The 10,284-nt window shown below is 52.5% G+C and carries 8 protein-coding genes; 6 read left to right on the top strand and 2 right to left on the bottom strand.

Translation table 11 applies throughout. From position 1 onward, the window contains the following. Window positions 1–58: 58 nt before the first annotated feature. Window positions 59–241: a hypothetical protein gene (locus tag C7B82_RS01005; RefSeq protein ID WP_106254448.1), complete on the bottom strand. Its 183-nt coding sequence runs from the start codon at window positions 239–241 to the stop codon at window positions 59–61. A 346-nt stretch (window positions 242–587) separates the two neighbouring features. Next, the gene (locus tag C7B82_RS01000; protein ID WP_106254447.1) at window positions 588–1,478 is read right to left on the bottom strand and encodes a M48 family metalloprotease; all 891 of its coding nucleotides are present in this window, start codon (window positions 1,476–1,478) and stop codon (window positions 588–590) included. 228 nt (window positions 1,479–1,706) lie between these two features. Here C7B82_RS01000 and C7B82_RS00995 point away from each other — a divergent pair, with 228 nt between their 5' ends. From C7B82_RS00995 to C7B82_RS00975, 6 genes are all read left to right on the top strand, one after another. After that, the gene (locus tag C7B82_RS00995) at window positions 1,707–2,090 is read left to right on the top strand and encodes a VanZ family protein (RefSeq protein ID WP_245939671.1); all 384 of its coding nucleotides are present in this window, start codon (window positions 1,707–1,709) and stop codon (window positions 2,088–2,090) included. 126 nt (window positions 2,091–2,216) lie between these two features. After that, on the top strand, window positions 2,217–2,555 hold the full coding sequence (locus tag C7B82_RS00990) for a hypothetical protein (RefSeq protein WP_245939670.1): 339 nt from the start codon (window positions 2,217–2,219) through the stop codon (window positions 2,553–2,555). A 98-nt stretch (window positions 2,556–2,653) separates the two neighbouring features. Further along, window positions 2,654–4,702: an FAD-dependent oxidoreductase gene (locus tag C7B82_RS00985; RefSeq protein ID WP_106254445.1), complete on the top strand. Its 2,049-nt coding sequence runs from the start codon at window positions 2,654–2,656 to the stop codon at window positions 4,700–4,702. Window positions 4,703–4,803: 101 nt separating this feature from the next. Beyond that, window positions 4,804–7,002 (top strand): NACHT domain-containing protein, encoded by a 2,199-nt coding sequence (locus C7B82_RS00980; RefSeq protein ID WP_106254444.1) that lies wholly within the window; start codon window positions 4,804–4,806, stop codon window positions 7,000–7,002. 84 nt (window positions 7,003–7,086) lie between these two features. Further along, window positions 7,087–7,221 (top strand): hypothetical protein, encoded by a 135-nt coding sequence (locus C7B82_RS34080; protein WP_281258898.1) that lies wholly within the window; start codon window positions 7,087–7,089, stop codon window positions 7,219–7,221. A 39-nt stretch (window positions 7,222–7,260) separates the two neighbouring features. Further along, entirely contained in the window at window positions 7,261–9,747 is a 2,487-nt protein-coding gene (locus tag C7B82_RS00975) for a phosphoketolase family protein (RefSeq protein ID WP_106254456.1), read from the top strand. Window positions 9,748–10,284: the final 537 nt, after the last annotated feature.

The raw sequence follows: 10,284 nt of genomic DNA, 5'->3' as shown, positions 1-10,284 counted from the left end.
CTCTGGCGATGTTGAGCATGCGCTGATGAATTGAGAAGGACTTTAAGGTTATTATCTCTTATAAAGCAACAGGTCTAATGTATGGCGATCGCATCGCATTGTTACCCGACACAATCGCATTGTTACCCGACACAATCGCATTGTTACCCGACACAATCGCATTGTTACCTGACACAATCGCATTGTTGCTCGACACAATCGCATTGTTGCTCGACACAATTGTATTGTGAGGCAACGCAATGGCATTGTCAGCGATGCAGAAGCATTGTCATTCAACACAATGGCATTGTGGGCGATCGCAATCGGTTCCAAAACCTCGGAGGTTTAAGCGTCGGGGTTAGTCATAGGTGTAATGCCTGATTAAACCCTCCGAGGGTTGCGTAGCCCTAAAACCTCGGAGGTTTGAGCATTGAGATTCGTCATGGTTCAGTTTCCGATTTAAACCTCCGAGGTTTGCGTAAGGTTTAAGCGTCGGGGTTATTCATAGGTGCAATGCCTGGTTAAAACTTCCGAGGCTTGCATAAGACTGCAAAAGGGGCATACGACTGTACGCCCCTTCTATTTAGACCGTCCTCGTTCAATATGCTTTAGCGCTGAGACACAAAGCGATAGGGTTGGTTGACCGACGGAGTATCCAACGCTTGCTCAAGCTTCAGCAGGTTTTGCACCCGTGCTTCCGTTGATGGATGGGTCGAAAACAGCTTACCCAGGAACTGACCCGAAACCGAGTGCATAATCAGCAATGGCTCAAAGGCAGGATTACCACCGATCGCCACCTGACGAGCACTGGCTTCCAACCGCTGCAACGCACGAGCCAGGGCGCGAGGATTGCCGGTCAATTTGGCAGAACCCGCATCAGCTTCAAACTCACGGGTACGAGAGATCCCAAGCTGAATGACCGTTGCTGCGACAGGAGCCAACATCACCGTCAGCAAAAGACCGAAGGGATTGCCGCCTTCGCGATCGTCCCTGCCGCCAAACCACAGGCTGTAGCTCACCATCTGCGCCAGGAAGGAAATGGCACCGCCGATCGTGGCAGCAACGGCTTGAGTCAGCGTGTCGCGATTGCGAACATGGCTCAATTCATGGGCAATCACCGCTTCTAGCTCATCGTCGGGCAGTAGGCGCATGATGCCTTCAGTCACTGCAACGGCTGCATGCTCAGAATCGCGTCCCGTTGCAAACGCATTCGCAGCCGGACTGGGCACCACATAAACGGCAGGCATCGGTAAGCCAGCGCGATCGCTCAAGCGTTGCACCATGCGATACAGGTTGGGGGCTTGGGCAGGCGTAACCGATTGCGCACCATAAGCAGCCAGGGCAATGCGATCGGAGAAGTACCAGGAACCCAGGTTCATCACGGCAGCCAAGCAGATACCAAAAATGGCTCCAGTGGCACCACCAATCAGCCAATAGCTCACGGTAATCAAGAGTGCGCTCAATAAGCCTAAGAGAGCGACAGTTTTAAGGCGATTCATACACGGTTCTCCTTTTGACGCCGCTTCTGAGGGATGAACTCGACTGGCGGCGTCCTTTCATATTTCTTTCATTATTATCCGATCGCCCTTCTGTCTCTTGCAGTGAGAAAAGTACGAATGCGTGAGTACGGTTTTCGTCTAAAGCTTGCGTCAAGCCTGGATAAAGCCTACGAAAGCGATCGCTCCAAACGGGTAGTGATGACAAAGACCGCCTAGAGGAGCAACCCGATGAAAGAGCAACCGATGAAAGCAGCGCGTTGGGGGTGGCGAATCTTAGCAGCCCTTTATGCCACCACCTTTCTAGTAACGTTGTTTCTGGCGTATACAGGCAATCTGCCCCCACAATTTAGTCAGATTCCGTATTACGACAAAATTGGGCATGTTGTCCTCTATGGCGTTGCTGCGTATTTGGGTCATCGAGTGTTGGGGTATCGCCGAGTCAACCTGTTGACGATCGCAGTGCCACTGTTTCCCTTGCTCTTTGCGATCGGGACAGTGACCGAAGAACTGCTACAGACCTTCTCACCCAATCGCACGCTGGATGCCATAGACCTGATCGCCAGCTTTTGTGGCATCACATTGGGTTATTGGCTGTCAGAAAGAGGACGTTGAAGTTGGCGGTTAGGAGTTAGCGGTCAGTAGTCAACGTCAGCTTTTAAGGCTGATAGCTGATAGCTGATAGCTTACAAATAATTGAGGTCTTCTCTTGTCTCTTCCCGCAGGATGGCGCAAAAATCGATGTCTTCACCTTTAATGAGATGTGTTAAAGGATGGGATGTCTGCCGTCGGGACGTTACACGTAACGTCCCGACAAACGAAACATGCCCCATCGATCGCATTGAGGAAACATGGATGTTGCTACAAGATAAGCGGACAGGTTCATTGATTGAGGTGGTCGAAATTGTTGATCTGATTAATCCAGCGAAAGATAAGATTTCAGGGCGCGTGCAGTCGGGTGAAGAAGAGCAAGACAAAGAGCCGATCGCCAAAGCCACTCTCGTTTTTCCGTCGGGAGAAAGCCTGCCACGCTGTTGGATTGATGCCGATTATCGGGAAACGAAGACATCGGGCAAGTAGTCCCAGAGGTGGGCAAACAATTGTCGCGACTCGCTTGCAGACGTGGGCTATAGTCCACAATTGGCAGTCTTACCCTCCGTCACATTCTCGAATATTGCATGTTTAAACGTTTTCGCTGGCGTGGTTCAGTCCGGTTTGCCGTTATCTTCCTGGTGGTAGTGAGCGTCGTCAGTGTGGCGCTTCGCACCCCTGCTCAAGGCGACATCGTTGTGCCAACCAATCTACCGCGTGTGCCCGATCGCGTCGTCAATTGTGAGCTGCTTGTCGCGGGTGGTGGGATTGCAGGCGTTGCCACGACGTACGAAGCGCTGCTGGCTGGACGTACCGTTTGCCTGACAGATATTACCGATTGGGTCGGTGGACAGTTGACCTCGCAAGGTACTTCGGCACTGGATGAAGCGAAAAAGCAACGGGCGCTGCTCTTTTATGCGCGGGGTTATAACGAACTGCGTCAGCGAATTGAACGCAAATATGGCAGGCTCAATCCTGGCGAATGTTGGGTGAGTGTGTCCTGCTTTTTGCCCAACGATGCCGAACAGATTTTGATGGCTATGCTGCAGGAAGCGGCGAAGAAGGGCAAAGGCACGCTTCAGTGGTTTCCATCGACTGTGATTAAAAACCTGGATATCAGCGCTGATGGAAAGCTGATTAATTCGGCGATCGCCATCCAACACAGTCCTGCACCCGGCATGCCACCGCTAAATACGGAACCGCTTTCACAGACGATCGAAGATGCCTATCGTTACGAAAATTCTTCTCGATTGACCAAGCAAATCGTTCGCTTTGTGCCGCGTGGACGGCGTTGGATTGTGGTTGACTCCACCGAAACAGGTGAATTGATCGCGCTGGCAGATGTGCCGTATCGGATCGGGCTTGATCCGCGTACCTACCTTAATCCGTCGTCCCCTACTGACACAGGCGACCCCTACTGTCTTCAAGGGTTTACCTATACGTTTGCGATGGAGCAGATGGAAGGCGACCAACCGCAGCAAAAGCCGCCGTTTTACGAGCAGTATGAACCGTACTACGGTTACGATGCTGACTACCGCAAAGCCGATTTCAACTTTGTTTTTACCTACCGTCGCATCTGGAGTCCCAAAACGGGGCCGCGTATCAAAGCGGGCCCGCTTACAGTGACAGCGCCGACGCCCGGTGATATTTCCATGCAGAACTGGGTGTGGGGCAACGATTACCGTCCCGGTACTGCCGCCGACAACCTGGTGTATGACCGATCGCAGCTTCAGCAAACGGGACAACTCACTTCGGGCAACTGGATGGGTGGCTTGCGCACCGACGCGCTCCGCAAAGGCGAGGAACTGGCACTAGGCTTTTATTACTGGCTAGTAGAAGGCACCACCGATTCTCAGTTAGGACCAGGATTCAAGAAACCAGCGCCCAATCACCGTCTGTTGACTGGGTTCAATGCACCGATGGGAACCGCACATGGATTGTCCAAATACCCCTACATGCGGGAAGGGCGACGATTGTTGGGACGTCCTTCTACTGGCTATCCCAACGGTTTCAGCGTGAATGAAATCAATGTGTCACGGGCGGATTATCGTCAGGAGTACTATCGCAACTTACCGGCGTCACTGTATCGATCGCTCTGGGTTGCGCTGGCTGGACTGGAAACCGGCAACGTCATTGTGAACGACATTCCACCTGAAAAAGTGACTCGACGATCGCGCTCCACCATTTATCCCGATTCCGTTGGCATTGCGCAGTACGCGATCGACTTCCATCCTTGCATGCAAGACCCGCCACCCGAAAAGCCAGGTAACATCGAGCGTCCGGGTGTACGACAGGCACATGGACAGTCTTATCCGGGGCAGATTCCGCTGCGATCGATGATTCCGCAAAAGATCGATAATCTCCTAGTCGCCAGCAAAAGCATTGCCACCAGTTTTATTGTCGCGGCTGATTATCGCGTCCATTCCTTTGAGTGGTCAGTGGGTGCCGCAGCCGGAACCACAGCCGATTTCGTGCTGTCAGAAGACATCCTGCCCTATCAGTTGGTTGACGATTTATCCGGCACTACGCCTAAACTCCAAAAGTTGCAAAAGCAACTCAACCAAAACGGCAATCCAACCGCCTTTCCAAACACATCCATCTTTAACGAGAAATGGGAAGACTGGACGGTCTGGTAATTGGCTTCTGTAGACACCGTAGAGAACAACTCACTCAAATGCGTGTAGCCAATGGATCAGATCCGCTTACAGTGGACTAGAGGTGTTTCGAGCGACACTCTATGACTTTTGAGCGGATCGCGATTCAGGCAGCGAGTTTGACTTTAGCGACCATTTTCAGCCGTGTGCTGTGTGATGGTGGCAGTCGGGTGTTGGGCTGGATGGGCAAGAGCCTGGACGAGAAGACTGAGCAACTCATCGCCAGAGCGGCCGTGCAGTATGTCCAGAACTACGGCGATCGCCACGGCATCCTTAAGGTGCTGGGTATGCGAGAACCCGTCGCACTGGAGTCGGTTTATACTAATGTCCAGTTTTTACACAAGGCAGATGTCCACTGGTTTGAATCGATCGAAGCGCTGGAAAAAGCGTATCGACGATCGGGTAGACGTGGCTTTCAGCCGGACAACGCGGTGAAGCAAGATGGGCTGCAAGTTGCCAACGAAAAGCAATACCTGATGGTGTTGGGTGGGCCTGGCGCAGGCAAGTCTACATTCCTTCGCAAGATGGGTTTGGAAGCACTCAAGGGCAAGGTTGGTGGCTATGAGCATGAGTGTATTCCCGTCCTGATTGAGCTAAAGAACTTCACCGCGAGCGAGATTGATATCGAACGGGCGATCGCGCAGGAGTTTCGCATTTGCGGCTTCCCGTCGCCGGATGAAATCACCACCAAACTGCTGGAGCAAGGCAAACTGCTCATTCTGCTGGATGGGCTGGACGAAGTGCCTACCAAAAATACCGACGAGGCCATTTGTCAGATCCAAAATTTTGTGGATCAGCACGACAAAAACCGTTTTATTGCGTCCTGTCGTGTGGCTGCGTATCGTCACAACTTCCGCCGCTTCAACGATGTAGCAATGGCAGAGTTTGACCAGGCACAAATGCAGCAGTTTATTCACAACTGGTTTGGCTCTACTGCTGATCAAACCGCAGGGACGGCTCAACGCTGCTGGGAACTGCTGCAAAAGCCAGAACATGCCGCGGCGAAGGAGCTGGGACAAACGCCCCTGCTGCTCACCTTGCTGTGTCTAGTCTACGATCGCTCCCAAAACTTTCCTAACAACCGCAGCGGACTCTACTGCAAAGCGCTGCGCGTGCTGCTCGAAGAATGGGCCGCGGAAAAGCGCATCATGCGGGAACAGATTTATCAAGGTTTGAACACCGAACTGGAAGAAATTCTGCTGTCGGAGCTGGCCTACTATGGCTTTGAAGCCGATCGCCTGTTCTTTTCCCAGCGCGAAATCGTCAGCCAGATTAAGACCTTTCTCACTTCCAACCTGAACGCGCCGAAGCATCTCGATGGGGAAGCCATTTTGCACGCAATCGCCATCCAGCAGGGCATTCTGGTTGAACGTGCGGAAGATGTGTTCTCTTTTTCTCACCTGACCCTACAGGAATATCTGGCCGCCCAGTTCATCGACGACCATAACCAGATTGCGGCGCTAGTTGCTCGTCACCTGACGGACGATCGCTGGCAGGAAGTCTTTTTGCTCGTTTCCGGGCTGATGCGACATGGAGCGGATGAACTGCTGCTGCGGATGGAGCGCAAAGCCCGCAAGTACATCAACACACCGCGACTGGAAGCCTTACTGCAATGGGCTGACCAGATGACAGCGGATACAGATGGTGCCATTAAGCCAGCCGCGAAACGAGCCGCTGCCCTGTTTCTGGCCTTGGTGCGCGATCGTGCGCAGGATCTGGTGCGTATCCTACACGCAGATTTGGCGCGAGTGCTGGATTTAGTGCAAACTCTGGATCTGGTGCGATCGCCAGCGTCAGTGTCTGCCATTGACCTCTCTCGTGCGGTGAACCTTGCCCACGCCCTGGATTTGAACTGTGTGCCTGCCCGTGCCAAGGCACGCAATCGCACTGTTGCCCGTACCTCGCGCACGATCGCGCAGGCACTCACTAAAGCCCTCGCACAAGAGTTTCATCAATCCAAAGTCTTTAAGAATGTCAACTTCAAAGCCGTGGTCGCCCGCCTGGAAGCCCTGAAGCTGCGAGAACCCACTGCCAGCCAGCCCGATGCTCAGCAAGCCTACAGCGATCGACTCTCTCACCTCTGGCTCCATGCCCTTCAACTGGACGCTGATTTAGTGAATCTTACCGAAGCGGAACTGCAAGCGCTAGAAAACTACCTGTATGCCAACTGGTTGATGGTGCGCTGTAAGCAAGCCGCTGTGAGAGTATCACCACAAACCTGGGGCGCGATCGAGCATCGCATGTTGCGCATCGAAGGTGTGGCGTCCAACGAAGACGAATAGCGCGTGGTTCAGAAACCAGTTGAACCAACGACAGCTCGGTGCTTGCTAGGCAAAAACCCGCCTTCTAGATTGAATCTCCCCCTGATGGCTGACGCAAAACGTCTGCCTCTGGTTCAACATGCGAAAGTTACCAATAGTACCGTTTTGCCAGAGCAAAATCTGGCGCTTTGGCGATCGCGAGAGCCTTCACGACAGACAAGAGAGTGTCTCAGCGTTTGACAGCAGTGTTCAAGCATTCAAGTTTAGAGGATGGAATTTATGACTGTCGCAACTTCAGTACAGCCACAGCCTCTCAGTAGCAACGAACTCCGAACCATTCATGCCTATTGGCGGGCTGCAAACTATCTTTCGGTTGGTCAGATCTATCTATTAGACAATCCATTGCTACAGGAACCGCTCAAACTGGAGCACATCAAGCCAAGGCTGTTGGGACATTGGGGCACAACGCCAGGACTGAATTTCATCTACGCCCATTTCAACCGCATCATCAAAGCCCAGGACTTGAGCGTGCTCTATATCGCGGGTCCAGGGCATGGCGGTCCTGGGATGGTGGCAAACACCTATTTGGAAGGCACATACAGCGAACTGTATCCCAATATTTCTCAAGATGCAGATGGCATCCAGAAACTATTCAAACAGTTCTCGTTTCCAGGTGGTATTCCCAGCCATGCGGCTCCCGAAACGCCCGGCTCGATTCATGAAGGGGGGGAGTTAGGATATGCATTGGTGCATGCGTATGGGGCTGCTTTTGACAATCCTGATCTGATTGTGGCTTGTGTGGTTGGCGATGGCGAAGCTGAAACGGGGCCACTGGCAACCAGTTGGCATTCCAATAAATTCCTCAATCCGGCGCGCGATGGAGCTGTTATACCGATTCTGCATCTCAATGGTTATAAGATTGCCAACCCAACAGTACTGGCTCGAATACCGCAGCACGAATTGGAAAGCTTGTTTGTTGGGTATGGTTACAAGCCCTATTTTGTGGAAGGGTCTGACCCCGAGACCATGCATCAGCTAATGGCAAGCACGCTCGATACCATCATTGCTGAAATCAAAAGCATCCAGCGAGAGGCACGGGTGCATGGCTATCAGCAGCGATCGCCCTTCCCCATGATCATTCTGCGATCGCCCAAAGGTTGGACAGGTCCAAAGGTCGTGGACGGCAAACAAATGGAAGGTTCCTGGCGATCGCATCAGGTGCCCCTCGCAGAAATGGCCAGTCATCCAGAACATGTGCAGCTGTTGGAAACATGGATGAAGAGCTACAAACCGGAAGAACTCTTTGATGATCAGGGACGACTCATGCCGGAGTTGGCAGCGTTGGCACCAGCGGGCGATCGGCGGATGGGTGCCAATCCACATGCCAACGGTGGGGTGCTGCTGAGAGACTTGAAGCTACCCGACTTCCGCCGCTATGCGGTTGCCGTCGAAAACCCTGGCACCGAAATGGCAGAATCGACTCGCATTTTGGGAGAGTTTCTTCGCGATGTGATGCAGTCGAATGCCGATAGCCGCAACTTTCGGATGATGAGCCCCGACGAAAACAACTCCAATCGTTTAGGCGCAGTGCTGGAGGTCACCGATCGCGTCTCCACTGCCGAAATCTTGCTGACCGATGACCACATCGATCCATCAGGGCGGGTGATGGAAGTGTTGAGTGAGCACATGTGTCAGGGCTGGCTCGAAGGCTATCTGCTCACAGGACGGCACGGCTTTTTCTCGTGCTACGAAGCCTTTATCCACATTGTCGATTCCATGTTTAACCAACATGCCAAGTGGTTAGAAAGCTGCATGGATATCCCCTGGCGCAGACCGATCGCCTCTCTCAACTATCTGTTGACTTCCCACGTTTGGCGACAAGATCACAATGGGTTTAGCCATCAAGATCCTGGCTTTATTGATGTCGTGACGAACAAGAAAGCCAAGGTTGTGCGGGTCTATTTGCCACCGGATGCCAATACGCTGCTGTCTGTGGCGGATCACTGCCTCCGGAGCCGCCAATATGTCAACGTCATCGTCGCGGGTAAGCAGCCCGAATTGCAGTGGCTGAATATGGATGCGGCCGTTAAACACTGCACGGCAGGACTGGGGATTTGGGAGTGGGCCAGCAATGATCATGGGGGTGAACCGGATGTGGTCATGGCGTGTGCTGGTGATGTTCCTACGTTGGAAACCCTTGCTGCCGTTGATTTTCTGCGATCGCAGTTTCACGACCTCAAAATCCGCGTGGTGAACGTGGTCGATTTAATGACCCTTCAGCCGCCGAGCGAACACCCACACGGCATCTCCGATTCGGATTTCGATTCCATCTTCACCTCAGACAAACCCATCATTTTTGCGTTTCACGGCTATCCCTGGCTGATCCATCGCCTGCTTTACCGCCGCACCAACCACAATAATTTGCATGTGCGGGGCTACAAAGAAGAAGGGACGACCACCACGCCATTCGATATGGTTGTTTTGAATGATCTCGATCGCTTTCATCTCGCACAGGATGTGATCGATCGCGTCCCTAAACTCAGCAAAATTGGTGCTTACGTCAAACAGAACATTCGCGACAAGCTGATTGAGCATCAGCATTACATCACTACCTACGGCAAAGATATGCCAGAAGTGGAGAATTGGACGTGGCAAGCGTATCGAGGTGCAGCCAAAATCGACGCTGCTTCAGCCAGAAGCATCGACTCCAGTAGTGACAATCCCTCCCAGGAAGGGGCGGAAGGAACAGCACACTCACGCGCGTAGCCCATTGCCATAGGCTTGAAGGCGCTATCGTGCTGGACATCTGTAGGGACGTTGCCTGTAACGTCCCTACAGCAGCATTTTTTCCCTCTGAACCGATGCAAACCTCCGAGGTTTAAGCCAAGCATTAAAATGCTTGACCAATCCCGTGCGTAAACCTCCGAGGTTTTGACACGATGCGTCAGTCCCATTCATGAGCCTACTCTTAAGTTAAGTAACGCTCATTTAAGTTTGATGAGGTTTCTCCTGGTTCTGCAAGTCCGACTGATATGCTCTAAAGCATTCAAATTAACCGGATTTTAACCATGCAACCTCCCAAAAAGCATTTAGGTCAATCCTTTGCAATGGCTGCTGTCGCGGTCTTAGCAGGTTTAGGAGTGGTTGGTCTGGCAGCAATGTTCTAACCAGTAGCGATCGCTGCTGTGAGAACGGTTAACGTGCTACAGATGAGAACCATTTACTCTTTTTAATAAATCACCCGCTTTTATTAGGTGATCTTTTTCATAAAGCAAGGCCGGTATACGCTAGGTATGCCGGCCT

Origin of the sequence: Stenomitos frigidus ULC18 (assembly GCF_003003795.1) — a bacterium.
Taxonomy (GTDB): domain Bacteria; phylum Cyanobacteriota; class Cyanobacteriia; order Leptolyngbyales; family Leptolyngbyaceae; genus Stenomitos; species Stenomitos frigidus_A.
The sequence above is the reverse complement of the archived record's forward strand: the minus strand, read 5'-3'. Positions and strand labels throughout refer to the sequence as shown.

What these genes read in the sequence shown, in the direction of transcription:
- C7B82_RS01000 (WP_106254447.1), bottom strand. Translation starts at nt 1,478, where the DNA reads ATGAATCGCCTTAAAACTGTCGCTCTCTTAGGCTTATTGAGCGCACTC.
- C7B82_RS00995 (WP_245939671.1), top strand. Translation starts at nt 1,707, where the DNA reads ATGAAAGAGCAACCGATGAAAGCAGCGCGTTGGGGGTGGCGAATCTTA.
- C7B82_RS00990 (WP_245939670.1), top strand. Translation starts at nt 2,217, where the DNA reads ATGTCTTCACCTTTAATGAGATGTGTTAAAGGATGGGATGTCTGCCGT.
- C7B82_RS00985 (WP_106254445.1), top strand. Translation starts at nt 2,654, where the DNA reads ATGTTTAAACGTTTTCGCTGGCGTGGTTCAGTCCGGTTTGCCGTTATC.
- C7B82_RS00980 (WP_106254444.1), top strand. Translation starts at nt 4,804, where the DNA reads ATGACTTTTGAGCGGATCGCGATTCAGGCAGCGAGTTTGACTTTAGCG.
- C7B82_RS34080 (WP_281258898.1), top strand. Translation starts at nt 7,087, where the DNA reads ATGGCTGACGCAAAACGTCTGCCTCTGGTTCAACATGCGAAAGTTACC.
- C7B82_RS00975 (WP_106254456.1), top strand. Translation starts at nt 7,261, where the DNA reads ATGACTGTCGCAACTTCAGTACAGCCACAGCCTCTCAGTAGCAACGAA.